At 58.2% G+C, this 26,897-nt stretch carries 30 protein-coding genes and 1 pseudogene; 4 read left to right on the forward strand and 27 right to left on the reverse strand.

Annotation, left to right across the window (positions count from 1 at the left end; translation table 11 throughout):
• Window positions 1–13: 13 nt before the first annotated feature.
• The 24 genes from icmH to tssA all read right to left on the reverse strand — a co-directional run bounded on the left by icmH (window position 14) and on the right by tssA (window position 21,557).
• Entirely contained in the window at window positions 14–889 is an 876-nt protein-coding gene (gene icmH / locus AB4P97_RS23070; RefSeq protein ID WP_042561785.1) for a type IVB secretion system protein IcmH/DotU, read from the reverse strand.
• A gap of 5 nt (window positions 890–894) precedes the next feature.
• Window positions 895–2,226: a type VI secretion system baseplate subunit TssK gene (tssK, locus tag AB4P97_RS23075; RefSeq protein ID WP_007920300.1), complete on the reverse strand. Its 1,332-nt coding sequence runs from the start codon at window positions 2,224–2,226 to the stop codon at window positions 895–897.
• A gap of 2 nt (window positions 2,227–2,228) precedes the next feature.
• Window positions 2,229–2,729 carry a type VI secretion system lipoprotein TssJ gene (gene tssJ / locus AB4P97_RS23080; RefSeq protein ID WP_042561786.1) on the reverse strand — a complete coding sequence of 167 codons (501 nt, stop codon included), beginning with the start codon at window positions 2,727–2,729 and terminating at the stop codon, window positions 2,229–2,231.
• Between the two features lie 5 nt (window positions 2,730–2,734).
• Window positions 2,735–3,931: a type VI secretion system-associated FHA domain protein TagH gene (gene tagH / locus AB4P97_RS23085; protein WP_042561787.1), complete on the reverse strand. Its 1,197-nt coding sequence runs from the start codon at window positions 3,929–3,931 to the stop codon at window positions 2,735–2,737.
• A gap of 18 nt (window positions 3,932–3,949) precedes the next feature.
• Window positions 3,950–4,090, reverse strand: a complete 141-nt coding sequence (locus tag AB4P97_RS23090) for a hypothetical protein (RefSeq protein WP_042561788.1) — start codon at window positions 4,088–4,090, stop codon at window positions 3,950–3,952.
• A gap of 93 nt (window positions 4,091–4,183) precedes the next feature.
• Complete coding sequence (locus AB4P97_RS23095) at window positions 4,184–5,704, reverse strand: sigma-54 interaction domain-containing protein (RefSeq protein WP_395601669.1); 1,521 nt, start codon at window positions 5,702–5,704, stop codon at window positions 4,184–4,186.
• Between the two features lie 10 nt (window positions 5,705–5,714).
• Window positions 5,715–8,372, reverse strand: coding sequence for a type VI secretion system ATPase TssH (tssH, locus tag AB4P97_RS23100; RefSeq protein ID WP_395601670.1), 2,658 nt, complete (start codon window positions 8,370–8,372; stop codon window positions 5,715–5,717).
• Window positions 8,373–8,383: 11 nt separating this feature from the next.
• Complete coding sequence (gene tssG / locus AB4P97_RS23105; protein ID WP_042561791.1) at window positions 8,384–9,391, reverse strand: type VI secretion system baseplate subunit TssG; 1,008 nt, start codon at window positions 9,389–9,391, stop codon at window positions 8,384–8,386.
• On the reverse strand, window positions 9,355–11,142 hold the full coding sequence (gene tssF / locus AB4P97_RS23110; protein WP_042561792.1) for a type VI secretion system baseplate subunit TssF: 1,788 nt from the start codon (window positions 11,140–11,142) through the stop codon (window positions 9,355–9,357). Before tssF ends, tssG begins: the two co-directional genes overlap by 37 nt.
• Window positions 11,143–11,169: 27 nt before the next feature.
• On the reverse strand, window positions 11,170–11,595 hold the full coding sequence (locus AB4P97_RS23115; protein WP_042561793.1) for a hypothetical protein: 426 nt from the start codon (window positions 11,593–11,595) through the stop codon (window positions 11,170–11,172).
• Complete coding sequence (locus AB4P97_RS23120; protein WP_042561794.1) at window positions 11,588–12,034, reverse strand: hypothetical protein; 447 nt, start codon at window positions 12,032–12,034, stop codon at window positions 11,588–11,590. Before AB4P97_RS23120 ends, AB4P97_RS23115 begins: the two co-directional genes overlap by 8 nt.
• Window positions 12,031–12,252 (reverse strand): hypothetical protein, encoded by a 222-nt coding sequence (locus AB4P97_RS23125; protein ID WP_042561795.1) that lies wholly within the window; start codon window positions 12,250–12,252, stop codon window positions 12,031–12,033. Before AB4P97_RS23125 ends, AB4P97_RS23120 begins: the two co-directional genes overlap by 4 nt.
• Window positions 12,249–12,644, reverse strand: a complete 396-nt coding sequence (locus tag AB4P97_RS23130) for a hypothetical protein (protein ID WP_052491578.1) — start codon at window positions 12,642–12,644, stop codon at window positions 12,249–12,251. Before AB4P97_RS23130 ends, AB4P97_RS23125 begins: the two co-directional genes overlap by 4 nt.
• A complete protein-coding gene (locus tag AB4P97_RS23135) occupies window positions 12,641–13,027 on the reverse strand; it encodes a hypothetical protein (protein WP_042561796.1) in 387 nt (128 codons plus the stop codon). Before AB4P97_RS23135 ends, AB4P97_RS23130 begins: the two co-directional genes overlap by 4 nt.
• On the reverse strand, window positions 13,024–13,374 hold the full coding sequence (locus AB4P97_RS23140; protein WP_155401177.1) for a hypothetical protein: 351 nt from the start codon (window positions 13,372–13,374) through the stop codon (window positions 13,024–13,026). Before AB4P97_RS23140 ends, AB4P97_RS23135 begins: the two co-directional genes overlap by 4 nt.
• Entirely contained in the window at window positions 13,365–14,147 is a 783-nt protein-coding gene (locus AB4P97_RS23145; protein ID WP_200892971.1) for a hypothetical protein, read from the reverse strand. Before AB4P97_RS23145 ends, AB4P97_RS23140 begins: the two co-directional genes overlap by 10 nt.
• Before the next feature lie 981 nt (window positions 14,148–15,128).
• The gene (locus AB4P97_RS23150) at window positions 15,129–16,061 is read right to left on the reverse strand and encodes a DUF6402 family protein (RefSeq protein ID WP_042561799.1); all 933 of its coding nucleotides are present in this window, start codon (window positions 16,059–16,061) and stop codon (window positions 15,129–15,131) included.
• A 66-nt stretch (window positions 16,062–16,127) separates the two neighbouring features.
• Window positions 16,128–16,652: a PAAR domain-containing protein gene (locus tag AB4P97_RS23155; protein ID WP_395601671.1), complete on the reverse strand. Its 525-nt coding sequence runs from the start codon at window positions 16,650–16,652 to the stop codon at window positions 16,128–16,130.
• Between the two features lie 64 nt (window positions 16,653–16,716).
• A complete protein-coding gene (locus AB4P97_RS23160) occupies window positions 16,717–17,133 on the reverse strand; it encodes a hypothetical protein (protein ID WP_210700698.1) in 417 nt (138 codons plus the stop codon).
• Window positions 17,130–17,528: a hypothetical protein gene (locus AB4P97_RS23165; RefSeq protein ID WP_210623211.1), complete on the reverse strand. Its 399-nt coding sequence runs from the start codon at window positions 17,526–17,528 to the stop codon at window positions 17,130–17,132. Before AB4P97_RS23165 ends, AB4P97_RS23160 begins: the two co-directional genes overlap by 4 nt.
• A gap of 11 nt (window positions 17,529–17,539) precedes the next feature.
• Entirely contained in the window at window positions 17,540–17,947 is a 408-nt protein-coding gene (gene tssE, locus AB4P97_RS23170) for a type VI secretion system baseplate subunit TssE (protein ID WP_042561803.1), read from the reverse strand.
• 9 nt (window positions 17,948–17,956) lie between these two features.
• Window positions 17,957–19,432 (reverse strand): type VI secretion system contractile sheath large subunit, encoded by a 1,476-nt coding sequence (gene tssC, locus AB4P97_RS23175; RefSeq protein ID WP_042561804.1) that lies wholly within the window; start codon window positions 19,430–19,432, stop codon window positions 17,957–17,959.
• Between the two features lie 26 nt (window positions 19,433–19,458).
• The gene (tssB, locus tag AB4P97_RS23180) at window positions 19,459–19,962 is read right to left on the reverse strand and encodes a type VI secretion system contractile sheath small subunit (protein WP_042561805.1); all 504 of its coding nucleotides are present in this window, start codon (window positions 19,960–19,962) and stop codon (window positions 19,459–19,461) included.
• A 32-nt stretch (window positions 19,963–19,994) separates the two neighbouring features.
• On the reverse strand, window positions 19,995–21,557 hold the full coding sequence (gene tssA / locus AB4P97_RS23185) for a type VI secretion system protein TssA (protein ID WP_042561806.1): 1,563 nt from the start codon (window positions 21,555–21,557) through the stop codon (window positions 19,995–19,997).
• A 713-nt stretch (window positions 21,558–22,270) separates the two neighbouring features.
• Here tssA and AB4P97_RS23190 point away from each other — a divergent pair.
• Window positions 22,271–22,552, forward strand: a pseudogene (locus tag AB4P97_RS23190) (type VI secretion system tip protein VgrG); the annotation flags it as partial.
• Window positions 22,553–22,887: 335 nt separating this feature from the next.
• Complete coding sequence (locus tag AB4P97_RS23195) at window positions 22,888–23,244, forward strand: hypothetical protein (protein WP_042561808.1); 357 nt, start codon at window positions 22,888–22,890, stop codon at window positions 23,242–23,244.
• Window positions 23,245–23,341: 97 nt separating this feature from the next.
• Here AB4P97_RS23195 and AB4P97_RS23200 read toward each other — a convergent pair whose 3' ends face one another.
• The 3 genes from AB4P97_RS23200 to AB4P97_RS23210 form a co-directional block, all read right to left on the reverse strand.
• On the reverse strand, window positions 23,342–23,617 hold the full coding sequence (locus AB4P97_RS23200) for an HU family DNA-binding protein (RefSeq protein ID WP_003213368.1): 276 nt from the start codon (window positions 23,615–23,617) through the stop codon (window positions 23,342–23,344).
• 190 nt (window positions 23,618–23,807) lie between these two features.
• On the reverse strand, window positions 23,808–24,956 hold the full coding sequence (locus tag AB4P97_RS23205) for an NAD(P)/FAD-dependent oxidoreductase (protein WP_042561809.1): 1,149 nt from the start codon (window positions 24,954–24,956) through the stop codon (window positions 23,808–23,810).
• A 21-nt stretch (window positions 24,957–24,977) separates the two neighbouring features.
• Window positions 24,978–25,145, reverse strand: a complete 168-nt coding sequence (locus tag AB4P97_RS23210; protein WP_007954349.1) for a rubredoxin — start codon at window positions 25,143–25,145, stop codon at window positions 24,978–24,980.
• A 200-nt stretch (window positions 25,146–25,345) separates the two neighbouring features.
• Here AB4P97_RS23210 and AB4P97_RS23215 point away from each other — a divergent pair, with 200 nt between their 5' ends.
• The gene (locus AB4P97_RS23215; RefSeq protein WP_261735507.1) at window positions 25,346–25,906 is read left to right on the forward strand and encodes a chorismate lyase; all 561 of its coding nucleotides are present in this window, start codon (window positions 25,346–25,348) and stop codon (window positions 25,904–25,906) included.
• The gene (gene ubiA, locus AB4P97_RS23220) at window positions 25,906–26,796 is read left to right on the forward strand and encodes a 4-hydroxybenzoate octaprenyltransferase (protein ID WP_042561810.1); all 891 of its coding nucleotides are present in this window, start codon (window positions 25,906–25,908) and stop codon (window positions 26,794–26,796) included. Before AB4P97_RS23215 ends, ubiA begins: the two co-directional genes overlap by 1 nt.
• Window positions 26,797–26,897 lie beyond the last annotated feature (101 nt).

The following is a 26,897-nucleotide window of genomic DNA, read 5'->3' on the forward strand; positions in this document are numbered from 1 at the left end:
CACACGTCCCTGTTTACGGCTGCGACTGCGGTTGAACCGCGGCTGGATCAAGCGGCTGGTATGGTTGCAGAACGGTTTCGCGCTGCTCGCCCAAGACCCAGGCGAAGCCCGAATACATCACCACCAGACAGACGAAAGTGAACAACACCACCATCCACGCCGGCACGATGCGCACCAGACTGCGGCGCTGATCGTTGAGGCCTTCCCAGTGCGGCGACAACTCACGCGGCACGTCGCCACGCAACTGACGGATCTGGCGGTACAACGCATCGCGGATGCCTTCAAGCTCGAGCATGCCACGCGCCTGCACGCGGTACTTGCCCTCGAAACCGAGGGACAGGCACAGGTACATCAGCTCGAGCATCGGCAGGTGCTTGACCGGGTTCTTTGACAGCCGATCGAGCAGCTGGAAGAACTTCTCGCCACCGAAGGTTTCGTTGTGGAAGCTGCTGAGCAGGCTCATCTGCGACCATTCGCTTTCGTTGCCCCACGGCGTGGTCACGACGGCTTCGTCAACCACGGTGCAGAGCACGTAACGCGCGGCCATCACCTGGCTGCTTTCGGCGCCGTTGTGCAAGGCGCGCACTTCAAACAGCTTGAGCCCGGCGGTCAGGCGCTCATTGAGCGCGTAGAGGTCTTCGCGGGTTTCGCTGTGCTTGAGACGCACCACTTCCGAGAGCAGTTCGGAGGACGCGGCCACCAGCGAATTGAGGCTGATATTGAACGCCTCCGCCGGGCGCAGGCGCGCGGCGTAGATCATGCGTTCTTCCAGTTGCTCGAAACGCGGCGGCGCAGCGAAGTCGGTCAGCGGACTCGATGCCGGTCCGTGGCCCTGACGATCGAGCAGGACGGTTTTGTCGTCCTGGTTGTAATCCGTTTCCTTGATCATGTCGGTCAGTTCCTGATGGCCCAGAATTTCAGTTCAAGCTCGGCAAATTCGCCGGACACGTGGAACGCGAAGCCGCCGGAGCGCTCGAGTTGTGCCAGGTCTTCGGAACTGAGTTCGAGGATGAAATAGGTTTTGTTGGAGTGGAACGCGATCTGCCGCGGGGCGACCGGTAACGGTTTGACCTTGATCCCCGGCAAGTGCAGGTTGACCAGTTGGCGGATGCGCTCCACCGGGCCGACCTTGAGGTGCGCCGGCAAGCGGTGGCGCAGTTCTTCGGAGTCGCAATTGGCACTGGCTGCCAGCACGAACGAGGCCGAGCCCAGCAGTTTGTGGTCGTGCAACGGCGACACGATGATCCCGTACTGACGCGCCTGCAGGATCAGTTCGATGGCGTGCTGTTCGAGCACCATCGACAGCACCTGACGGATCGCTTCCATCAGTTTGCGAAAGCTCCCGCCCTGGTCGGCGTGGGAGTAGCGGCTGTCCAGACGCGGACGTTTGCTCTCGCCGGAGAAGGTCGCCAGATCGCCGAGCATGGTCAGCAGCGTGCGATACAACTCTTCCGGGTGCACCTGCTCCAGGCCCAGATAGTGGCGCAGCAGCAGTTCGGTGCGGTTGATCAGTTGCAGCATCATGAAGTCACCGACCTCGGCGCCGCCGACCTTGCCGTTGGAGCGAATGCGCTCGGCAATGGTGTCGCCCCGGTGGTTGAGCATGCTGATGACTTCTTTCAGACACGACAGCAGATAGCTGGACGCGTGAGCCTGAATATAAGTCGGCACGAAGTCTGGATCGAGGCTGATCACGCCGTCGGGCGTGGTGTCGAGCACGTCGCAGATCTTCAGCTTCACGTAGGCCTGATCGCTTTGCTGCTCGCCGAGCAACAGTTTGAAATCCGGGCGACCACAGCTGACCTGGCTGGCGGAATCGTCGCCGGCGTTGGAGTCGGCCACTTCGGCGTCATACGCGGTGTAACGCGCCAGCACGTCGGATTGCTCCGGACGTCGCGACTCGATGTGGTTACCCGTGACCAGCGGCAGCGCCAGATAGATCGGCGTGTTGCCGGTGTTCGGCGGCACATCCAGCGCCAGCGGTTCGGTGTTGCCACCGAGTTCGAACAGGCTGCCGTCCGGCAGAATCCCCGAGGCTTCACTGATCACCAGTTTGCCCATGTTGAGGAACTGCAAGTCGATCTCCAGATTAAGGAAACCCCAGGTGTAGCCACCGAGCAATTGGGTGCGGGTTTTCATCTGGTGATCGTAATAGCGATCGTTGTGCTGGAAGTGCTGCGGACGCAGCAACATGCCTTCCTGCCAAATGACTTTATGGGTATTCATGATCAGTCATCCGCCTTGGCGAGCACTTGATTTGTGTTGCGGATGCCGGTCTGGTCCAGAGTCAGATCGACTTCGGTGACTTCCAGCGGAGTGATCTGCACCGTGTAGCGCCATTGGCTTTCCGGCAAGTCGCGGTAAGCGGCGAGAACGCCAACATAAAGGCTGCCCTCTTCCACCTTGAGCTTCATTTCCACGGTTTCACCCGGGCGCAGTTCGAGTTCTTCGCTGGCCACCAGATCCGGGTTGAGGGATTCCTTGGCGCGCTCGTAAAGGCTGAAGAAATCGGCATTCTCGAATGTCACCGGGTGCTTGAGTTCGAACAGGCGCACCACAATCGGCGACGGGCGACCGTTGAGGTCCGGGTTGAGCTGATCGCTGCCGGTCAGCTTCAGGTTGATCTTGGTCACTTTCGAGTACGGCGACAGCGACGAGCAACCGGCGAGCAGCACCAGCACGGTGAGCGCAGTCAGCGTCTTGAAAAAAGCGGTCGAACGGCGAGACATGCGCATCATCCTTGGTGGTCGGTGTGGAGGGTGGAGATCAGGCGGATCTGTTCTTCGTAAGCCTGGGCGAAGTCGCGGGCCAGCAGACGCTCGCTCCAGTCATCGTCCTGACGCAGCGCCTGGTGATAACGACCAAACGCTCTCCAGCGCCCGCCGGACGTCGCGATCAGCGGCTTGCTGTCGCGCTCGAAACGCAAGGTCAGTTGCTCGGGCGAGAAGTGCTCCAGCGTGCCGCGCACGGCAGCGCGGCTAGCGGTCAGCAGTGCCACTTGATGCGCCTGCAAATCGCGGAACGCGCGGGAGATGGCTTGCTCGGCCGGCAGATGCCCAGGCTTGCTTGGCTGCAACAGAATTTCCAGCGCTTCGCTCGGATCAACGGCGAATTTCAGCGGGTTCTTGTTGGTGCCTTGCACGGTGGTCTGGGCCAGACGCAGTTCGTTTTTCAGCTCCGAGCGGGTACGCAGGCTCTGCTGCAAACCGCCGACGCTCTGACGCAGCAAACGCGCGGCGTTCAGCGCCAAGGCTTCGCGTTCGTCGTGGCTGAGGCCTTTGACATCGACACCCAGCGCAGCACCGAAGTGCTCCCAGAAACCTTCGCTCTGACGCTCGACGGCTTTCGGTGCCGGAGCGGGTTCAGGTTCTGCGGGCGCGGCGATCAGCTCCGGCACCATCAGGCTTTCCATGTCGATGCGCGCGTAGTCGGCACGCTGACGGGAGTCTTCAGGCTTGGTGTTCGGCGCCAGCAGTTCGTCGATTTCCGAGTACACACGCTCTTGCTGTTCGAGGGCGTTGAGCGGGTCGAGATCGAGGAACGCGTCGTCCGGAATGATGCTGCCGGCCGCACGCGGACGGCCGACTTCGCCGTCGAAGGTCGCCGGGTCACGCACAAGACGCGCGCGAATTTCGAAGTCGCCGAGCACGTAAGTGCTGCCATGCTCGATGCGCATCGGTTCGCCCTTGTGCAGGCGTGCGCCGCTTGTGCCGTCCTGAACACCGTTGCTGCTGGTGTCGGTCAGGAAAAACGTGCCTTCGCGGTAGCTGACAATCGCGTGGTGATTGGACAGATGACGCTTGCGGTCAGGGATGATCCAGTCGCAGTCCTCGCCCCGTCCGATCACGCCGCCGGCCTGTTTGAAGGTCTTCTGGCACAACTCGGTGGGCACGAACTGCTTGGTGTTCAGCATTTCGAAAACCAGTTCCATGTTTGATGCTCCTTGCGGTCACTTGCCGCGATTGACCGCTTGCGGATCACCCAACGGGCGATAGTCGGTGTCGTTGAATTTGTAATTGCCGCTACAGCCGCCAAGGCCACATAGAACGACGAGGGTCAGCAGGACAGCGTGCCAGTGACGAACAGACATCAGAGGGTCTCCAGGGGTAGACAAAGCACAAAGCGCCGACCCTTGCGGGCGGCGCTGAAACAGGTTTTTCGAGGAGAAAACGATGATCTTTGCCTACCCATCGAAATCTCCCAGATTGATGTTCAACCGCCCGAGGCGGTACAGCAGGGTGCGGCGTGGCAGGCCCAATTCGCGGGCGGCGAGGGTCTGGTTGCCGTCGTTCTTGCGCAGGCAATCGAGCAGCAATGTGCGTTCGACCCGCTCCATGCGCTCGCGCAGATTCAAGCCGCTGTTGTCTTCGGGCATCGGCTCCATACGCAGGGCAAAATGCTCGGCCAGTAACTCACCGCCCTCGCACAGCAACACCGCGCGCTCGACCAATGCCTTGAGTTCGCGAACGTTGCCGGGGAAGGTGTAGCCGGACAAATGTTCCAGCGCCGGGGCCGACCAGCGCACCGGATCACGCTGCAGGAATGTGCAGGTCTTTTCGGCGAAGTGCCGCGCCAGGTCGAGGATGTCGCCTTCGCGCTGACGCAGGGCCGGCAGTTCGATGGGGAATTGCGCGAGTCGGTAATACAAGTCCTCGCGGAATTTGCCTTCGCTGACCAGCACTGACAAATCGCGGTGCGTCGCGGCGATGATGCGCACATCAATCTTGTGCGTGTCGTTGGAACCCAGCGGGCGGATCTCGCCCTCCTGCAACACGCGCAAAATCTTCGCCTGAAGCGACAGCGGCATGTCGCCGATTTCGTCGAGCAACAGCGTGCCACCGTTGGCCGCATCGAACAGCCCGGCGCGGTCGCGGTCGGCACCTGTGAACGCGCCTTTGCGATAGCCAAACAGCTCGCTTTCCAGCAGGTTCTCGGGGAACGCCGCGCAGTTCTGCACGATGAACGCCTGAGAACGACGCGGCCCGCAATCGTGAATCGCCCGCGCGACCACCTCCTTGCCGGTGCCGGTCTCGCCGCGCAACAGCACGGTGTACGGGCTGTGCAGGACTTTGCTGATCAGCGAATAGGTCTGGCGAATCGCCGCGCTTTTGCCGATAAGCCCGTAACCGCTGATGCTCGGCACGCTGCGTACCGCTGACGCCTGAACATCCATTGGCTGGCGCAGGCGTTGCAGCAAGTGCAGTTGGCCAAGCACGAACGAGCCGAGCTGGCCGAGGGAATCGGCAAAGCCTTGCAGATCCATGCGACGACGGCTGGCACACAGCAGCAGACCTTCCACAGCCTTGTGCTGATTGACCAGTGGCACGCACAACAATGATTGCCACGGCGAAGACGCGGCCGGCAGGAAACTGGTTTCGTGCAGGCTGGCGCCAAGGTCGTCGAGGCACACCACGCGGTTCTGGCACAGGGCGAACTGCAGCAATTGCTCACCGTTGTAATCCGCCGGCAGGCTCGCCGCCTGGCGCGGTTGCAACGCGCCGTCGAGGCACTCGGCGTTCATCCCAAGGCAGGTGTGGGTGGCATCGAGCAGATACAGCTGCGTCAGTTCGCAACCGCTCAGCTCGGCAAGCCCACGCACAAATTCACCCAGCAGCGCAGCACCGTCCGCCGCACGCGACAGGCTGGCAAACTGCGCCAGCAACGCTTCGGCGTAAGCCAGCGGCTGCGGCACTTGAGTGAACATCACGCCCACCTCAGGCGAACTCGCACGTCACGCTGGCGTTGCCGTCGAGTGTGGCATGCACGCGCTTGAGGCTTTCACCCGTGGCCATGGCATCGAGCAAGCGATCGGCTACCAGTGGCAGTACATGCTGATCGAGCAGATGGTCGATCAGACGCGCGCCGCTGTCGCTTTGCGTGCAGCGCTCGGACAGATGATCGACGAGGTTCTGGCACCAGCTGAAATCCAGCTGACGACGGTTCAGGCGCTCGCCCAGGCGACCGAGTTTGATCTCGATCAGCTCGCGCAACACCGGGCCACCGACCGGGTAGTAAGGCACCACTTTCATCCGCGCCAGCAGGGCGGGTTTGAAATGTTTGCTAAGCACCGGGCGAATGGTCTCTTCGAGCACTTCGGCGGTCGGCCGCGCGCCGCCTTCGCAGAGGTCGCTGATGCGATCGCTGCCAAGATTCGAGGTCATCAGGATCAACGTGTTGCGGAAGTCGATCTCGCGACCTTCGCCGTCGTTGGCCACGCCTTTGTCGAAGATTTGATAGAACAGGTTGAGCACGTCCGGATCAGCCTTTTCGACTTCATCGAGCAGCACCACCGAATACGGTTTCTGGCGCACGGCTTCGGTGAGCATGCCGCCCTCGCCGTACCCGACGTAGCCCGGTGGTGCACCGATCAGGCGGGAAACGGTGTGCTTCTCCTGGAACTCGGACATGTTGATGGTGGTAATGAAACGGTCGCCGCCGTACAGCAGGTCAGCGAGGGCCAGCGCGGTTTCGGTTTTACCGACGCCGCTCGGGCCGACCAGCAGGAACACGCCGACCGGTGCGTCAGGTTTGTTCAGGCCAGCAGCAGTGGCGCGCATCGAGCGATCCAGTGCGTGCACGGCTTGCTCCTGACCACGGATGCGCGTGCGCAAGTCGGTGGCGAAACTGGCGACCTTGGCGTTGTGCTCACGGGCCAGTTGCGCCAGCGGCACGCCGGTCCAGGCGCTGATCACTTCGGCGACCAGACGCGGGCAGACTTCGAAGCTGACCAGGCGTTCTTTGACCTGGGCGGCGGTGAGTGCGCTGTGGGTTTCGTTGAGTTGGGCTTCCAGCGCTGCGACGCTTTGGCCTTCTTCGACTTCGGCGGCCAGGGTTTCGATGACAGTGCCTTCGGCGTCTTCCTCAACCGATACGGTCGGCTCGACGGCAGCGGCTTCGCGCGCCTTGGCCAGTTGCTGACGCAGGTCCAGCAAGCGCTCGGCCAGTGCCTTCTGTTCAGTCCACAGGGTTTCCAGCGCGACCATTTCGTCTTCGGCTTCTTCCAGTCGCGCTTCCAGTGCATCCAGCGCTTCGTGGTCGATCAGCAAACCAGCCTCGGCATCGCGGCGCAGGGCCTGACGCTGACGACCACCTTCGGCCAGTTCGCCACGCAGACGCTCAAGGCTTTCCGGCGCAGCGGCGAGGCTGATGCGTACGCGGGCGCAAGCAGTGTCGAGGACATCGACGGCTTTGTCCGGCAGTTGCCGACCCGCCAGGTAACGCGCGGACAATTCAGCCGCCGACACCACCGCGTCGTCGCGCAGGTAAATGCCGTGGCTCTTCTCGTAGACCTGGGCCAGGCCACGGAGGATGGTCACCGCTTCGCTGACGGTTGGTTCGTGCAGTTGAACTGGCTGGAAACGACGGGCCAGCGCCGGGTCTTTCTCAAAGTATTTCTTGTACTCGGCCCAGGTGGTCGCAGCGATGGTGCGCAGTTCGCCACGGGCCAGTGCAGGTTTCAGCAGGTTGGCCGCATCGGAACCGCCAGCGTTGCCGCCCGCGCCGATCAGGGTGTGGGCTTCGTCGATGAACAGAATGATCGGTTTTGGCGAAGCTTTGACTTCGTCGATCACACCTTTGAGACGACGCTCGAATTCACCTTTGACGCTGGCGCCGGCCTGCAACAGGCCCATGTCCAGCGACAGCAGTTCAACGCCTTTGAGCACTTGCGGCACTTCACCGGCAGCGATGCGCGAAGCCAGACCTTCGACGATGGCGGTTTTACCAACACCAGCCTCACCGACCACAATCGGGTTGTTCTTGCGGCGACGAGCGAGGATGTCGATCATCTGACGGATCGCGCCATCGCGGCACAGCACCGGATCGAGTTTGCCGTCACGGGCCTGTTGAGTCAGGTTGTGAGTGAAGCGCTGCAACAGCGATTCGCCCTGCGCGGCAGGTTTACCGTTGGCCGCCGGTTGCTCCTTTTGCGACAGGGCAAATTCTTTCAGGCGATCGATGTTCAGCTTGGCGAGCAGCGGCTGATAACGACTGCCGGCGTAACGCATCGGGTTGCGCAGCAGGGCGAGGATCAACGCAGCGTCTTCGACCTGAGTCTGGCCCAGCTCGAGGTTGGCCACCAGCAGCGCGTCTTGCAGCCATTGCACCAGTTCCGGGGCGAATACCGGGTTGCGCGAAGCGCTGTGTTCGACCCGCGATTGCAGCGCGGCGCTGAGTTCACCGGCATCGACATCGGCGTCCTGCAACGCGCGTGCGAGCAAGCCATTCGGACGCTCCAGGAGGCCAAGCATCATGTCTTCGACGAGGATCTTGCTACCGCCACGGGCTACACAGCGCTCAGCCGAACGCTCCAGATCACGACGGGTTTCGGCGTCCAGCGCCTGAATGAGTTGTTGCAGGTCTACGTTGATCATGGCTCACGTCCTTAATGAATTTTGCTGCCCAGTGTCACCACGCCGTCCGCCTTCTCGCGGCCCAGCCAACTGGTCCAGCCGAGGCGACAGGCGTTCTGCTCACCGATGCGCAGTTCGCGGATTTCTTCCTGGCGCAAGACCAGGCGAATGTCGTAATCGAGCGGGTCACGCAGGGTGAACCGCACCAGCGCGCAGAGCGGCTGGTAACCAAAACCGATCGGCAGGAATTCGTGGAATCGCTGCCAGTCGAGTTGGGTGATATGAATGCGGAATTTGCCGCTGCGGTCGCGCACGCGCTCACCGAGCACCAGGTCCTCGCCAAGCACACTGTTGTCGCGGCCCAAACGATTGCGCTGCTCGTCGAGAATTTCCACGCGGCGCTCGATGCACTGTTCGATGACCAGGTCTTCGTGCTTGAAGTAGTAACGCAGCACGGCCTCGATCAACGCCGCCGAGTGCGCCCGCAAACTGAGCAGGCCGAGGTACGGCAGCAGGCGTTTCCAGTTGAGTTCCTTGGCCTTGCGGATCTCGTCGCCACCCAGGCCGATCAGTGCGAACAGCTGCGACGAAAACGGGTCAATCGCCCCGCTCTGGAAACTCGCGCGGTAACGGTACTTGCGCCAGATCGGCAGCATCAGCCGTTGCAGACGATGGTGGAACAGATCGAGGAAATTGCGCGTCGGGTTGCCGTCTTCGCTGTCGCCCAAGGCTTGTTCGCCGTAGAACGCCGGCAGCGGTGAACCGGAACCGACCAGACCGATCAGGTTGAAACGCACGCGCGCGCGCATCTGCCCGTGCTCTTCGAAAAACTCCACGCGATCGACATCGCTACGCGGAAATCCGAGGCTGGGGTTGGCCTGAAACTCGACCTGATCGTACAAATCGTCTTCGCTCAGGTGCGGGTGTGCCTCGCGCAGCCGGTCGATCACCAGCAGCACGGCCTGAAACAGCGAGTACTCGCGTATTACCCGGGTCAGCCCGCTTAAAGCAGGGGCTGAAGGCCCATACGTGGTGTCCATTGGTACACCTCTCCCTGTGTGCTTTTTACCCGCAGTTCATGGAATGAATTGAGACTGGCGTAAAGCGCGAAAAACTCGTTAAGAACCGAAGCGAAAACGAACAGGTCGCCTTCGCCGATATACCCTTCCGGATCGATGGTCAGCTCGGTGCGCAAACCGCGCACCGGCAGGCCACGGTGCAGCCGATCGACGTGGTGGTGCTTGATATGTTTGAGGCCGCCGAGCAGGCGCTTGCTGACTTTCTCCGCGTGCTGGTCGTAGTAGCGCGGCAGGTCGTAGGTTTCCAGAATCACCTTCAACGCATTGACGTCGGCCAGCGACAGATAGTTAAGCGACATGTTGCTGATCAGCTTCCACAGGAAGTCACGGTTCAGCGGCGGCGCGAAGCTTGAAGTGGCCGGGGTGATGTTGCGGAAACTCAAGAACTCCGGGGTCTCTTCGCAGGCCATGCAGATGTCGCCGAGTTTGAGCTTCTTCGGCAGGTTCTGGTTGGTGCACATCAGCTCGATCGACAGCGTTTCGTGAGCTTCGGTGTGGCGAATACCGAAGCTCAGGTAGGTGTCGAGGCCATCGTGCAGCAGCGACGAACGCTGACGGATGCTGTAATGCGGACGGCTGTTGGGCACGTCGAAACTCGGATCGTGCTCGAAAGATTCGAACGGCACGTATTCCTGATAACCGAGGCCGCCGGGCTTCCATCCCGTCACGGTTTCCACCGAGAACACGCCGCAGTTTTCCAAATCGTATTCCGCCGGCAGCAGCAGGTATTCGTCCTGCTTGCCGTCGAGGCGAATCGGCAGCGCGTCGTGCTCGAACAGATTGACGATCGGCGTGCAGAACAGCTTCACGTTATCCAGCGTCGGACGCATGCGCATGATGCCGCTCTTGCGAATATCGAAACGCAACTCCAGGCCGCGCATCTGCTTGAGGGTGTCTTCCGGCAATGCCTTGAGAATGTCCAGACCGTTGACGTCGACGAACAGGAATTTATCCTGGAACGCGAAGTATTCCTGCAGGTAGCGGTAGCCACGGAAGGTGTTCAGCGGATACGGGATCAACGCTTCTTCTTCGGCAAAGCCAACCGGTTTGACCCGGTCACCGGGAATCTTGAACGCCATCGGTTTGCCGCTGACGCCATCAATCGGCTTGCCGGCGCCGTCGAGCGGGATCAGTTCGATGCCTTCGAGGTTGCGCAGCAGGCTCAGATAAAGCATCTGGCTGATATAACGCTCACCGGCAAAATGCAGGCGCAGCTTGCTCAGTTCCAGTTCGCCGAGGTGGCCGTCGGCGCTCATTTCCAGACGCAGGCTGAGCAGCGAACCGTCGCCCTTTACCGAATAATTCAGCGCGGCTAGATCCAGCGGCAGCACCTCAGTCGGGTAGCAAGTGCGGAAGCGGCAACGCACGTCTTCGACCGGCTTGCTTTCCACCGGTGTATCGCGCTCGACCACCAATGCCGGGCCGGAACGTTTGAGCGGATCGAACTGCAAAATGCTGAACGCCGGCAGCGGGCGCATGTAGTTCGGCCACAGCAACTGCATCAACGAATGGCTGAGCTCCGGCAACTCGTCATCGAGCTTCTGGCGCAGCCGCCCGGTCAGAAACGCAAAGCCTTCCAGCAACCGCTCCACATCCGGATCCCGCCCGGCCTGACCCAGATACGGCGCCAACGCCGGACTACGCTCGGCGAAACGGCGACCGAGTTGGCGCAGTGCGGTGAGCTCGCTTTGGTAGTAGTGGTTAAAGGACACGGGTTACCTGCCTGGTAGTGGAACTCATCAAAAAAATATCCTGTAGAGCGCGACCGTCACGCCGGCACAGACATAACCGGCGATCAGGAGGTATGGCACCAGCATGATCCAGCTGTAGGCCATGAAAGCGTCATCGAATGGGCCGGCGATCAGGCTGAACAAGCCATAAAGCATCCACGGCACGGCGTAAAACGGGATGAACTTGACTGGCGCCCACCACACCATCCGCAGCGCTTGTCGCTCGCTTTGACTCTTCGCCGACCGCGATACCCACAACGCAAACAAAAGCAGCCCGGGCATACCGAACCACAGCAGATACACCCAGCGGGTCTCGGACGATTCGAATGTCGAATAGTCGCCAATCCACAGGCCATAGGATGAAAACGCCAGCATCAACAGCAATGGCGACCACAAGGCAGCCATGAAGAAATTCAGTTGCGCGCGACTAAGCATGGTCGGCCCCCGAAGCAGTCATACTGTCCGGTTCTTGCCCGAGTTCCGGGCTCTTGCCAGCCATGGATTTACGCGTGTACCAACGGTCCAGCCCGGTGCAGAAAAGGATCGCCGCCAAGGTGAAAGTCCCTTGACCGACGCCATACAGCAGCGCCCGCAGCGGGTGATCCGGCAACATCCACAACAGCACCAGCGCCACCCAGATCGCCCACAACACCAGCTTCACGCGCAGGACCAGAATCATCGCCAGCAGCCAGTTGAACACCAGAAAAAACTCGTAGAGGAATTTGCTGGTCAGGCGAATGTTCACGCCACGCGAGGTCAAACCGCCGTAGGTCGAGATGTACCAGTCGGCCGCGAAGTTGTTCAGCAACGTGTAACCCACACAGAAAACTGTGTGGATCAACAGGCAGCAGATCAGGCGGGCCGGCAGGTTCATGCGACAGGCAACGATGAGTAGTAAGCGCCGGCCATTTCGATGGCGACCAGCACCACCAGCACCGAGAACGTCAAGGCGCGATGCAGCCATGACTGACGCAGGCGCTTGCTGATCGCCGTGACAAGCAGCAGAAAACTCAGGATCGCGATGCTGCCGAACAGATCGCTGTCGATCATGAAGATCAGGTAAGAACGCATCTCATCCGATACGTCGATCATGGGCAAAACACTCCTTCCTTGAGAGTCCAGCTGCGCTGCAGTCCATCGCGCTCGCGTTTGATGTCGAGCAAGGCCTGGCGCATTTCATCGGCACTGACCAGGCGCGTGCGTTGCGGCCCTTTCACCGTGAGCGAATAGCGGCAGCTGACCTGTTCGTCTATGTCTTCGCCGTAGGACCGGTAACTGGCCACGCTGACTCGCTCGCCCGGCGCAACCACACGCGGTTCCGTTGGCGGCAGCCAGTTGGTCGAGTGCTGCGATTGTACTTCAAGCGGTACGCCACAGGTGTTGACCAAGTAAATGTCGTTCATATAAACCAGCTGCGTCGTGCAGCCCGTCAATAACAGGCCAGCCACCGCCGACAGCGATTTCATGCAGGCGCGAAATTTCATTGAGCGCGCCCTCCCTTGCTGGCGGTGATCGGCACGTACGAGTCGATGAAGAGGTATTCACCGTCGGAAGCGCTGACACGGTTCATAGTCAACGGTTTGCCATCGTGGGTGGCGAAGCGCACCCAGCCTTCTTTGACGAGACTGCCGCCCTCGGAGCGCACTTCAATGAAGTAGTCCGGCGGCATCGACCGGGTAATTTCGATGAAGTCTCCACCGTCCTCAGCACCGCGCCACACCGCGTCGGGGTAACCGGGCAATACCGGCTTTTTCGAGTGACTCCAGCTCAATTTGATCGCGACCATCACGACGGCGATGATGGCTAATGCTCCGATCAGGCTCAGCACGTGATTGAGCCATTTCCATACACGCGGCCAAGGCGTCATGGCGTACACCATGTGCGCACATCACGCTTGTCGAAGCCTGCGCACTGGTTGTTTTTGGCGATCAGGCGGTAGACGTTTTCAGGGCTGTAGGCAAAGTTGTAGTAATTCACCCGGTCCTCACCGTAGAGCCAGTACGACGAGGAGCCTTGATTGATTTCATAAGGTTCGAAGGCCCAGATCGACGACTCTGCCGGGATGAAGTTGCTCCGTTCCATCAACAACATCAGGGCGTTGGAAAACACCGGCGTCGCGAAGAGCGCCAGCGCCAACAGCACCGCTGTCAGCCCGTAAAAAAGAGGCTGCCTAGCGAGGGCGAGCAGCGTATTCAATGGTGTGATCAGGCGCATTCCGGCACCCACCAGTCTTCATAACCTTGCGTACCGGAATAGAGCACTGTCGAGCCGCTGAACTCCGCAGGCCCACCGAAAATTTCAGTGACCCGGAAATTCCATTCGGACGATTCGAGCAGCGCGCCGTCAGCGGTGTAGACGCGGAAAAAGTACTCGCCGGCGAACAATTCGAACACACGCCCGATCAATCCCAGCTTGTGATATCCGGGCGCGTAAGTGACGAGATAGCACTCGCCCGAATCGTTCGAGTGTCGGGTGATGGGCTCTGCCGTTGCACCACCGAAAATCTTCAACCCCAGCAAACCGGTACATATACACACGCCAATCAGCGCGGTAATCAACAGCAGTCGAGATGTCGCTCGACGCGGATGAATCGTCAGCGGTTGCCCGCCAGCCGGCCGGCACCAGCGGGTGTACAGCGAGTTCAGGGCGTTGCTCAGCAGGACAGCGCCAACCGCCAAACCACCCGTGAGCGCGCAATACGCCAAACCCCGGATGGGATACTGCGGCAGCAGGTAAAACAGGATCGTCAGCATCATGAAAATCACCAGACCGAGCTGAATGGCCTGGCGCTGGATGAAGACCAGAATCAGATTGAGAGAAACGAAAAAATAGAAAATCAGGTACATCGCCATGCCGATGGCAACGCCACGCGAGGTCAGCCCGCCGACCAGCTGTTTGTAGGCCGGCACGGCATAGCCATTCAGGACGATATAAATCACGCAGGCCAGCGCATGCACGGCCAGACCGATGACTCGACGGCTATTCATGCGCGATCCCGGCCATGGCTTTGTCGGCACCGAAGATCGCGAGCGCCATGCAGGCGAGCGCTCCCAACGCTATGAAGAAGCGCTGTAGCCAGATCACCCTGGGGCGAATTGAGGAAGTCTCAGTTCTCAAGATATACATACGGCGTATTACTGATAAACAAATTCAACCAATGGGATTCCCATTGAGGCAAGGCTATTTCGAACGCTTTCTTATCCTTATCGAAATATATCCATGCAATACCGACAGTTGATTCATTCTCTGACGCTCTCATGTCCAACGACTGAGTGTCATACAAAGGCGTACGATAAACTTCTTGCGGATTCTGCCTGTCAATAATTCTCAAATAGGCCATTCCACCCAAGGTGAGTATCTTCCCCACCCGCACGTTTTCCATAACGTACCGACCGGACGGGCTGATTACCGTCGAACTAGCCGGATAATTCTGCATGGTAGACACAACAAAAAACAATGAAACGGAAAGCAAGACAAGCAACACAGCTATACGACAAGTCACCTTCCTGTACTTACGAAACATGAAATAACTGAAGCCAGCCATTATCTCTCACTCTCATTCAATGACTCGATAACGTACGGTGTATTACTCACAAAATGATTCATCGTGTAATCCACCCAACGGTGGGCATGAAAAACAAATTTCTTTTCCACGATGAGAAAATCAACATTGGGAACACTCACCTTCCGCTTACTTTCATTTAATTGCATAGTCAGTAGTTTGGTTGGGTACAGAGGACTACGATAAATATATTTAGGCGCGTCTTGATCTGTAACTCGGAGATAAGAAAGGTCTTCGCCAAAAAAAAGAGACGGAAAGGGTACACGCTCGACAATATACTGTCTGGAGTCAGTCAACTCGATAACATCTGGACGCCGTACAGATAGATTATCGACAAACAAATAAACCGATAGCGCACCGATCGTCAGGGACGCTAACAAAACCATGCATGCAATTCTGTAACGCATTACTCAACTACCTTTATCAAAACAGGCGGGGTTACGTCTTCATACAAAATATCGGAATACACGGTAAAATCGCCACCTTTGCCATGTATCGCCCGGTACTCGGCAAAATCACTGTTTTGGATCAGGTGATAACGTTTACCGTCAACATCCTTGAATAAGGCCTGTACGTCCTCTCCACGCATTGCGGCTGTTCTGGCCATTTCTGCCTTACCCATTGCCGAGAGGAAGTTGTACCCATTGCTTGTTACTGGATCAGCTACACCATCATAATTCCAGTAACCTAAAGGCTGACTAAAACGGTTACCTACGTCGCTGAAATCGTAACTATCATCGATGTAATATCCTAGACGGTTAACCAGAAAGCTAATTTTACCGGAAGCGATAATAATTTCGCCCTCAGCGATCACTCTCATATTGAAATTTGCCAAGGCGCCCCTAAGCTCGTCTAGCAAAAATACATTAGCGTTCGATGTTTTTACTGAAAGGTAATTGGTATACCCGAATTTTTCAGCGTCTCTGGCGCTTGCAAATTTTTGTTGATAAGCACCATCAACCTTTCCTGCAAACTTATCTTTGAATATTTCGTTCATTCTCTTCAATGAGTTTGGGGTATTCCACTTACCCTTTAACTCTTTGAAAATTTCATTAGCGCGCTCAAACTTCAAAACCCACGCCATTTTTACAATGGAACTTTCTACATATGGGTCAACAGGCTCTTTTTTATGATCTTTTGTAAGTTCATCCATCCCACCATCTTCAGTAGTCCATGGATTGCCTTTAAACCAATACCGCATCAATCCGGCAGCGACCGGCCAGTTCATCTTATCCATGGCACCAGGGATGTCCGAAACTCGAAATTCACGTACAGCTGCCGTTTGACCGGTTTTATTTTTCGCCGGTGTCAACGTTGCAGTCACTGTCGTATTCGCCATTTCAACATCCCTGCCTGTTTTGGTCGCCGCCCCTGCTACTGACAGGGAAAGGACTAAGGTATATTTTCAAGCGATCGCCACTTTGGTTTGCTGCTCGATGATCAGCTCAACGGGCTCGGCGATATCCGAATGAATCATCTTTGTCTTGCCGTCAGCACCTGTAACGCCGGTCACAATTTTTCCGGAGGCCGTCTTCAGCGTGTATTCGATCCCGGCTTTTGGTTTTCCTGTGTCCTGACAATTGATTACGAAGTGCTCGTTAAACGGCCATTGAAGTTCCACCGGCAACGGCGGCATAAATGGCGCCGGCGAATGGGAATTCCCGATAATCACCGTCCCGGATCCAGCCGTAACCTTGTTGCCATGCGTACCCACCGAATCAACCGTCGCGGCAGGTTTGCCGTTGATCAACACAGTGGTCGCCAAACCTCCCGACATCGCACCACCACACGCCGAGGCATCGCCTTGGCGGGCGGCCGCGAGGCCGTCGAAGAACACGTCGCCGGAACCGGCGGCGATCGGGTTGGTGCCGTGGCCGGGGAGCGGGCAAGCGGTGGGGTCGGATACGCGTGCTGCGGGTTTTCCTGACATTGAGCTCTCCTTAATAGGCTTTGGCGTGATGACTGTTCATTGTTCCTGAGTGCGGTTCATCGCATTAATTTTCCATGAGCATGTAAGACGTATTGCTGATGAACCTATTCATCCAGTGTTCATCCGGACGGGACAAGGCGAGAGAAAACGTATTGGCCTTTTTGTCCAGATAGATAAAAACCACACCCACTTCTGCCTCGTCCTCGCGCGCCCTCATGTCCAGAGCCAGCTCGGAAAACAAAGGAGTTCGGTACACATGAGCTGGATTTTCACGTTCATAAAAACGAAGGTAAACCGTCTCTCTTGGCGTCAGCAGTGAGGCTCCCGCAACCGACTCAATGATGTATTTCCCGCTTGGACTCACAACAGACACATCCGCTTTTCGGCTCAGCAGCTCATAGACAGCAACAGCAAAAATCACCAGGAGCAACACAACGACTATCGCAACGGAGGTCAGCAGTTTTTGAAAAGCATGACTCATCGGCATTCTGGAATGATCCAACTTTCCCAGCCCTCTGAGCCCGGATATAGAATCATCTCGCCCTGAAACTCAGGGGCAATGCCTGGATCGCCTTCCCTCATCCACAGATTCCACTCCGACGTTTTCAAGAGCCGTCCATCTGTTGTGTAAACACGGTAGAAAAACTGACTGCTGAACAGCTCGAAAATACCGCCCATCGCGCCCAGGAACGCGTAATCAGGTGCATATCGGGAGATGTGGCATTTACCCGATTCACTTGCATTGGTTTTCAATAGCTTTGCAGTCAGCGAACTGAACACCTTCAATACAATGAACATCAGCAGAAACAGGGGTACCGCTATCAGGAGAACAAACCCGGATTTTCTGGTGAAACGTGCTGCAGGTTTGCCAGACATCGGGATTCTCCTTAGGTGACCTTCACTTGACCGCTGCCATCCAGGCGCGCGGAAAAACTGACCTGACGCTTGAACCCTTCAACTTCCAGCAGGCCTTCGATACTGAAGGACAGGCGAAGTTGATCGTGGTCACGCGGCAGGGAAATGACACGCACGTTGCTCAGGCGTGGCTCGTAGGCTTCGATGAAAGTTTCGATGGCCAGACGGGCCTGACTCAGGGAGTCGTGCAGGCTCAGACGCATGTCATTGAGATCGGGCAACCCGTAGTCGGACAGCGTTTGCACGCTGCCGGCCCGGGTGCTGAGCATTTTGGCCAGATGGGCAGCGACTGACGCCATGGCAGAAACCTCGAGGCTCCTGCCCTTGCGTTTTTCCGCGTCGCCATTGAGACGTTCGAAAAGGCTGCCGTATCCGTCCATGAGTCGCTCTTACTCTTTGTCCAGCTTGCCAACCAGCGACAGGGTGAAATCGGCACCCATGTACTTGAAGTGCGGACGCACGTTCAAGCTCACGCGGTACCAGCCTGGCTCGCCTTCAACGTCGCTGACGATGATTTGCGCAGCGCGTAGCGGACGACGGCCACGGACTTCGGCGCTTGGGTTTTCCTGGTCGGCCACGTACTGACGGATCCACTTGTTGAGTTCCAGCTCGAGGTCGGTACGTTCTTTCCACGAACCGAGTTGCTCGCGCTGCAGCACTTTCAAGTAGTGAGCCAGGCGGTTGACGATCATCATGTACGGCAGTTGGGTGCCGAGCTTGTAGTTCAGCTCTGCCGCCTTACCTTCTGCGCTGATGCCGAAGAACTTCGGCTTCTGCACCGAGCTTGCGGAGAAGAACGCCGCGTTGTCGGAACCTTTACGCATGGTCAGGGAGATGAAGCCTTCCTCGGCCAGTTCGTATTCACGACGGTCGGAAACCAGAACCTCAGTAGGGATCTTGGTTTCGATTTCGCCCATGCTTTCGAAATGGTGCAACGGCAGGTCTTCAACAGCACCACCGCTCTGAGGGCCGATGATGTTCGGGCACCAGCGGAATTTGGCGAAGCTGTCGGTCAGCTTGGTGCCGAACGCGTAAGCGGTGTTGCCCCACAGGTAGTGCTCGTGGCTGTTGGCAACGGTTTCCTTGTACACGAACGATTTGACCGGGTTTTCTTCCGGATCGTACGGGTTACGCAGCAGGAAACGCGGCACGGTCAGGCCAACGTAACGGGAGTCTTCCGAAGTACGGAAGCTCTGCCATTTGGCGAATTGCGGGCCTTCGAAGTGGTCTTTCAGATCTTTCAGATCCGGCAGGCCGGTGAAGCTTTCCAGACCGAAGAATTTCGGGCCGGCCGCCGCGATGAACGGCGCGTGGGACATGCAGGCTACGCTGGACACGTACTGCATCAGTTTCACGTCCGGCGAGCTTGGGGACATGTAGTAGTTGGCGATGATCGCGCCAACTGGCTGACCACCGAACTGGCCGTATTCAGCGGTGTAGATGTGCTTGTACAGGCCCGACTGCATGACTTCCGGCGAATCTTCGAAATCGTCCAGCAGGTCTTCTTTCGAGACGTTGAGGATTTCGATCTTGATGTTTTCGCGGAAATTGGTGCGGTCCACCAGCAACTGCAGGCCACGCCACGACGATTCCAGAGCCTGGAAGTCCGGGTGGTGCAGGATTTCGTCCATCTGACGGCTGAGCTTGGCATCGATCTCGGCGATCATGCGGTCAACCATGGCTTTCTTGACCGGCTCACCGTTGTTCTGCGGCTTGAGCAGCTCTTCGATGAACGCCGACACACCGCGCTTGGCGATGTCGTAGGCTTCGTCGTCCGGCGTCAGGCGGGTTTCGGCGATGATGCTGTCGAGAATGCTGTACTCGCCGCTCGCGGCGCCTTTCTCTTGTGCTGCGCTAGTGCTCATTGTGTTGGCTTCCTTGGCTGCTGGGTTCAGGCGTCAGTGGCTGCGGCGTTCAGGCCCAGCTCACCGAGTACGCGACCGCGGGATTCGTCGTCGGCGAGCACGCCTTCGATGGCTTTACGGAAAGCAGGTGCGTTACCCAGCGGGCCTTTGAGGGCCACCAGCGCGTCACGCAGTTCCATCAGCTTTTTCAGCTCAGGCACTTGCTCGACCAGACTGGCCGGGTTGAAGTCCTTCATCGAATTGACGCGCAGTTGCACGCCCAACTCTTCAGTGCTGCCTTCTTCCTGCAGACGGTTCGGCACGTTCATCGTCAGGCTAAGCTCTTGCTTGGCCAGCACTTCGTCGAAGGTCATCTTGTCGATGCTGATCGGCTTGCGATCTTCGATCTTGCGCTCGTCTTTGCGGTGGGTGTAGTCACCGATTGCCAGCAGTTTCAGCGGCAGTTCAATCTCTTCCTGAGCACCGCCGGTGGCGGGTTTGAAGGTGACGTTGATGCGTTCCTTGGGGGCTACCGAGCCTTCTTTGGCCATGGCTTTTCTCCTTGCGGTTGTGGCCCTGGGGCCTATTCGAGTACCACTTCGAGATCGAGGTGGCACAGCCTGCGATAAATCTCTTCCTTGCGTTCACGCACTGCATGGTTCTGCGGTAACAACTCGCAGCAACTGTGCAGCAGGTGCAGCACTTCCAATGCAAGATCGGGCTCCCAGGCGTGCAGGCCTGAGTCCTGTAATGTTTGATCGAGGGTTTCCAGCTGGTTTTTGGCCAGTTCGTATTTCTTGGCCATGAAGCACAGCCTTGCGAGCGCGAACTGCCAGAAGAATCGCTCGCGCCCGCCGTGGGCCGATTGCAGCCCTTGCTTGAGAATCTGCACGGCAGGCTTGAGGCCTTCCTTGCGCAGAGTCGGCAAGACTTCTTCGAGGGCTTTTTCCCAAGCTGGCTGGGTTTCGACGTTGTCGCTTTCAACCTTGCGTGGCGCGCTGGCGCTTTGCAGGTGCGGCATGACGTTGGCGGCAATCCACGCCCGGGTAGACGGATCGGCAAACGGCGCGCCGTCGTGGTAACGCAATTCGACAATGCCGGGCAGGCGCTGAATCAAAAGCGCGAAGTGGATTTCCACTTCGCGCATGGCCAGCTCGGCGTTGAGGTTCTGGAGACACTCCCAGACCATCCTCTGGCCATCGAACCAGAACGGCGCCTTCGCCAGACTCGCCTCCAGTTCCACCAGCAGGTCTGCGTATTTGCCCTGATCGAATCGATCCTGATAAAGCTTCAGCTTGTCGAGCGGCAGACCGCGCAACACGGTAATCTGCTCGGCATTACGCTCGGGCACGGCGTCGATGGTCATCCACAGCAGCGTGCGGTTCAGGCGCAGGGCGCGCAGGTCGGTGGCTTTCTGCTTGAGCCACCAGGCACACAACGGCCGGGCGCTTTCCTGCTGGGCGCGCAGCGCTTTGTGGGCGTCTCTTTCGTTGTCGATCGGCGCGCCGGGCGTCAGCAACTGACTCGCCGCCTGCTTGACCTGCGCCACCGCCGCCCCCACAACACCGGGGGCTGGCTGGTTGTCGGCGGCGCGCTGGATCATGGTTTTCAGGCGGCGGGAGATCGGCAGCAACAGCGGCGAGTCGTCACCCAGATGTTCAGCGCAAGCGGCTTCGAGACCAGACAGGTGCTCGGAGAGCTGCCGGAACATCGGCAACTGCTCTTTGATCGCAATATTTTCGGTGATGACCTGCTCAAGACGCGGCACCAGCCAGCCAATGGCAGCGGCACGTGTGCGGGGTTTGAGCGGGTGAACGTCGGCCCAGTTGTTTTCCGACAAGTGGTGCAGCAAGCCAAGGCCGGCCAGCAGGCCGGGGAAGGATTCACGCTGGTAAAGCGACCAGGTCAGCCAGGCGCCGACACGCAAATCCTTGGATTGGGTACGCAGGAGATTTTCGCTGTTTTCGCGAATTTTCAGCCAGTCGATCTGCCCGCTTTCATGCATCGACGAAGCTTTGGCCAGCTCGCTTTCCAGCGCCTCGAATTCGCTCGAAAAACGAACGTCTTCGCCCGCGAAATTCTCTTTGGAAACAGAGACTTTGGCGAGTTCGAGGTAATGGGCGGAAAGTTTGCTTGAGTAGGACATCCATGGCCTTTATTAAGGATTACAGTCAGGCGCCAATTTCAGGTGCGGCGGCGCCGGACAGTATCGAAGAGCAGTGATGAAACTCATCCAAATTGAGTGAGTGCTCTTTCAAGTGGGCGCATCGTAATCACTATGATGGCCACTAGCAAGCATCTGATCAAACAACAAGACGAAGTGTTCATGAGGGGCTGTAAGAGATCGCCCTATATATGACAAGGGATTCCCTGACATAGATTTATATTGCCGGCATTTCCCCGACACCCTCGAAACCATCGGCCCAGAGCGGTCCGAGCAAGCTCGACCGCATTCACCCGAACGACCGTCCCATTTCACGTCGGCAAGCATGACAACACTTTGAAAAAATAGAAGTAGGACTCTTCCGAAAATTTGCTGACTTCTATCCATAACTCATCGGCGACAACGCTCAACTACAAAAGTGCCATCAATTTGATAGCAAATCATGATATTGAAACTTTCCCCCCCGCAAATACTGCGCATCAGTGCTAACTCAATAATTATCGAACTGCTTTCGCACAGTCCTTTCCGTCAATTCACCCAGCCACATCACGCCCGAAACACTCTGACAAATCTCAGGGACACTTCTTACATCAATTTATTTCCAACGTTGCTAGCTTGGCTTTGCAAATTATTTTGCGTGGCCATCACGGACGATCGGACACCGCGCATCGACTCACTTGCTTAAGGACAAGCGTATGTTCAATGCAGGCAATTGCTCGCTATTCACCCTGCAAATCCCCGCTATTCGACACGACTTCAAGGTGCTTGCCTTCAACGGCACCGAAGCCATCAGTCAGCTCTACTCCGTGAGAATCGAACTGGTCAGCGAGCATCCGGATTTCGATCTGGAGAGCCTGCTCAGCCAACCTGCATTTCTACGATCCGGTTTCAACGGCGAAGGCATTCATGGGCATATCGAAGATGTGACGGTGGCAGAGTCTGGTAAACGACTGACTCCCTATGAGCTGACGCTGATAAGTCCGGCGATAAACATCGACCTCTTACCGATGCATCCAAAGCCTACATCGAAAAGTTCGGGATTCACTATGAGGGCTGGTAAGGCGTCAAAATCTCCAGGCATTCATTTACCCACCGTCGGTCACCGACCATTCACCACTGTCGTCCCTTTCATTTCGACTTCAAACGCTACTAAAGAGGGTCTCTCAAAACGCTACGATCAGGGAATTCGTCAATGAAGAGGACCACTATCTGGCAAAAACGAAGGCCGTTATTCGTTGCTTATTGAGCTGGAATTTGAAACCTTCACCGGAAAATTCAACGCGCCACGAAAGCGCTTAAGGAGCATTACCTCATGGAATTGAAACCACTATTCTTCGCAGCACTGATGTGGCTGCCCATCACCCAAGCGTCAGCGGACGCCCCGCCGCTGGACGGCCATTACTATCTGTACGGCGCAATGGAAATGGGTGCCGAGTTGCTATTGCGTAAGGACGGCACCTTTGACGCAGGTGTTTCGTATGGCAGTGCCGACGGTTTTGCCAAGGGAACATGGCAGGTGGAGAACGAAACACTGACGCTGAAAAGCGCGACCAAAGCCGCCTCCAACAGCGATTTGTCCGGCCTGTTTCAGGATCTGGAATTGGCCATCGAACCAAACTGTCTGGCGGTAGACTTCGGCAACGGCAAGGCTTGCTTCCGACGCAAGTAAGCGCGTTAAACAGCCACAAAAAATGGGCACTCGACCGCAATCGATGTGCCCATTTTTCTACTACGGTTCTCCCCACTATTCAGGGAGTTCGCCGCAATTAAGGATTGACGCTGTCTTTCAACGACTTGCCTGGCTTGAATGCAACAGTGTTGCTGGCCTTGATTTTCACCGGCTCACCGGTCTGCGGGTTTTTGCCGGTACGGGCGCCGCGGTGGCGTTGCAGGAAGGTGCCGAAGCCCACCAGCGTGACGCTGTCCTTGCGGTGCAGAGCGCCGGTGATTTCTTCGAGAACGGCGTTGAGCACGCGGTTGGCCTGTTCTTTGGTCAGATCTGCTTTTTCAGCGATTGCAGCGGCGAGTTCTGGTTTACGCATTAGTGAAGCCCCTTTGACGGTTTTTTGTTGTTATGTCCGTGCTGTTCTCGTTGGAACAGCGCCCAAGGCGCCGCAGGCTCTACGCTGCGGCAGACGGGAGTGAGAATGGCACGCGGATACGGGCGGCGCCAGTCTCCCCGCGACCTTTGTAGGGGCAAAAGCTGGGTGATTCCGACAGAACGACCGGTATTTACGCCAGCAGGGCCGGAAGCTGTTTGTTCAGGGCGAGTTTTTCCATCACCGCCGCACCGGTCAGGGCATAACCCAGCAACTGGCCGTCGGCGCCGTGGCACAGGGCCTTGATGTCGGCGCCCTGCCCCTCGACGGTCCAAACCCCTTCGCTACCCCGTGGCGGCGGCGATACCACCAATGGGCAGACCGGAGTTTTCACGGTGATCGGCATCGGGCCGTAGTTCACCGCCGTCGGGTTGCCTGCGAGGGTTTGTGCCAGCGCGCGCGCACAACTCATGAGGGGCATCACGTACAAAAGATTAAGCCCGTCGACCTCTGCGCAGTCACCCAAGGCATAGATATTGGCGTGGGACGTTTTCAGTTGTCGATCAACCACGACACCGCGATTGACCTGCACGCCGGCCGCCGCCGCCAGATCGATGCGAGGGCGCAGGCCAATGGCCGAAACCACCACGTCGCAGGGAATGACCTGACCGTCGGACAAATGCGCTTCCAGGCCGTCGGCGACCTTGTGCAGACGGGTCAGCACCGGGCCGAGGTGGAATTTTGCGCCAAGGCTTTCCAGCCCGGACTGCACCGCGGCTGCGGCCGCTGGATGCAGCAGCATCGGCATGACTTGCTCGCACGGCGCAACCAGTTGCACCTCGTAGCCACCGAGGATCAGATCGTTAGCGAATTCACAGCCGATCAGCCCGGCACCGAGCACCAGCACCCGACGCTTGCCAGCCGCTGCCGCGCGGAAACGTGCGTAGTCTTCGAGATCATTGATCGGGAACACCCGATCAGCGCCGTCGCCTTCGATCGGCACGCGTACGGTTTCTGCACCCCAGGCGAGGATCAGGTCGCGATATGCCACGGCTTCTTCGCCGATCCACAGGCGCTTGTGGCCCGCGTCGATGCCGCTGATGCGCGTGTGCGTACGCACCTCGGCCTTCAACTGCTCAGCCATCGCGCCTGGCTCGGCCATGCTCAGGCCATCGGCGTCCTTGTTCTTGCCGAAACCGGTGGAGAGCATCGGCTTGGAGTAGGAGCGACCGTCATCGGCGGTAATCAGCAGCAGCGGTGTTTCGCTGTCGAGCTTGCGAAACTCGCGGGCCAGGTTATAGCCCGCAAGCCCGGTGCCGATGATTACGACTGGTGCGCTCATGCCTTACTTCCTCAGTTTTTCTTAGTTGATTTCGATCATTTCGAAGTCCATCTTGCCAACGCCGCAGTCTGGGCACAGCCAGTCTTCCGGCACGTCCTGCCACAGGGTGCCCGGCGCGATGCCGTCATCCGGCCAGCCATCGGCTTCGTTATAGATCAGGCCACAGACCACACATTGCCACTTCTTCATTCAGGTACTTCCTCAGGATTCAGACTTTTGCCGGCGCGAATGGTCGATGGGTGTTGCGCTGCCATCCGGCTCAGGGCGTTTTGTACTGATGGTACCGGGCAGATGCAAGCCTGTTCGGCGCAACGGCGACCCGGATCAATCAATGTCGATGCTCGCCATGGTAAGCTCGCCGCCTCATTTGCGGCCAATAATGACTCATTGTGCAACAGACAAATTCCTCCCCGGCCCCGCTCTGGCTGCCCCAAAGCCGACTGACGCCCCTCCCCGACTCTTCGACCCTGGACTGGCTGTTCGACGAAGGTTCACTGACCCGTCGCCTGAGCCGTCTGTCCAACGATGGCTTCAGTGTCATGCCGCTGTTCGAAGGCTGGGATACCTTGCGCGACGATGAATGCGCCGCGCTGGACCTGGCAGAAGGCAGCGAAGGCTGGGTGCGCGAGGTGTATTTGCGCGGCCATGGCCAAGCGTGGGTATTCGCCCGCAGCGTGGCATCGCGCAGTGCATTGCAGGGCGATGGTTTGCACATGGATGAGTTGGGCAGCCGCTCGCTGGGCGAACTGCTGTTTTGCGATCAGGCCTTCCAGCGCCGCGCCATCGAAGTCTGTCACTACCCGGAACAATGGCTGCCGCAAGCCGCCAGGGCGCCCGAGCTGTGGGGGCGTCGTTCGCGTTTCGACCGTGGCGCGTTGAGCGTGCTGGTTGCGGAAATCTTCTTGCCGAGCCTGTGGGACGCCGCACGCGCCCATCCGGAGAACTGCTGATGTACCAGAGCCTGCTCAAGTCCCTGAACCGTTTGAACCCGCGTGCCTGGGATTTCATTCAGTTGACGCGCATGGACAAGCCGATCGGCATTTATCTGCTGCTGTGGCCCACCTTGTGGGCGTTGTGGATCGCAGGCAAAGGTTCGCCGTCGCTGGCCAACGTGGTGATTTTCGTCCTCGGTGTGGTACTGACCCGCGCCGGTGGCTGCGTGATCAACGACTGGGCCGATCGCAAGGTCGACGGCCACGTCAAACGCACCGCGCAACGGCCTCTGGCAGCCGGCAGGATCAGCTCAAAAGAGGCGCTGGTGTTCTTTGCGCTGCTGATGGGGGTGAGTTTCCTGCTGGTGTTGTGTACCAATGCCCCGACGATCTGGTTGTCGCTGGGCGGTCTGGCGCTGGCCTTCACCTATCCGTTCATGAAGCGCTACACCTATTACCCGCAAGTGGTACTGGGCGCGGCGTTTTCCTGGGGGATGCCGATGGCCTTCACCGCAGAGACCGGCGAGTTGCCAGCGGCGGCGTGGCTGCTGTGGATCGCCAATCTGTTATGGACGGTCGGTTACGACACCTATTACGCGATGACCGATCGCGATGACGACCTCAAGATTGGCGTGAAATCCACGGCGATTCTGTTTGGCGAGGCGGATCGGGTGATCATCCTGACCTTGCAGGCGCTGTCGCTGGGATGCCTGTTACTGGCCGGGTCGAAATTTGAGCTGGGGACCTGGTTTCAACTCGGTCTGCTGGTGGCCGCCGGCTGCTATGCGTGGGAGTTCTGGTACACCCGCAGCAAGGACCGGATGCGCTGCTTCCAGGCGTTTTTGCACAACCACTGGGCCGGGCTGGCGATTTTTGTCGGGATCGTGCTGGATTACGCGTTGCGTTGAGCCACAGACCCAGTGGGAGTGAGCCAGCTCGATAGCGGTGGATCAGTTCACAAATATTCTGACTGACACGACGCGTTCGCGAGCAGGCTCGATCCCACGGG

This window comes from Pseudomonas sp. A1230 (genome assembly GCF_044218825.1).
Taxonomy (GTDB): domain Bacteria; phylum Pseudomonadota; class Gammaproteobacteria; order Pseudomonadales; family Pseudomonadaceae; genus Aquipseudomonas; species Aquipseudomonas iridis.